Below are 333 nucleotides of genomic sequence, written 5' to 3'. Positions count from 1 at the left end.
TGTATTCATATTCGGTTTCCAGCTCGCCCAGCTTCTGCCAGCTCAGGCGGCCATAGCGGTCGTAACGGTTCTGCACCTGGCCTTCCATCGGGGCACTGCCGGGTTGGTCGCTGATCCGGGTCTGGTACTGGCTGACCACCCGGCCTTGCAGATCGAGCGCCCGCACCTGGTTGACCCCGTTGCTGACGATGCCGATCAGCTGGTCGTCTTCGCTGTAGTCATAGCTTTCGGTCACCGTGCCTTTGGCATTGGCGAAGCTGGAGCCCTGGCGCCGACCGGCCAGGTCGTAGCGGTAACTGACGCCGCTGTCGATGCTGCCAACGGCGCTCGGCA

1 protein-coding gene is annotated in these 333 nt (G+C 63.4%); it reads right to left on the bottom strand.

Annotated features, from left to right (window positions below):
• Positions 1-333: hypothetical protein (locus PZA18_RS25840; RefSeq protein ID WP_284103489.1), on the bottom strand; the 333-nt coding region annotated here is incomplete at both ends.

This window comes from Parachitinimonas caeni, assembly GCF_030129945.1.
GTDB lineage: Bacteria > Pseudomonadota > Gammaproteobacteria > Burkholderiales > Chitinimonadaceae > Parachitinimonas > Parachitinimonas caeni.
This window is presented reverse-complemented; position numbering and strand designations above follow the sequence as displayed.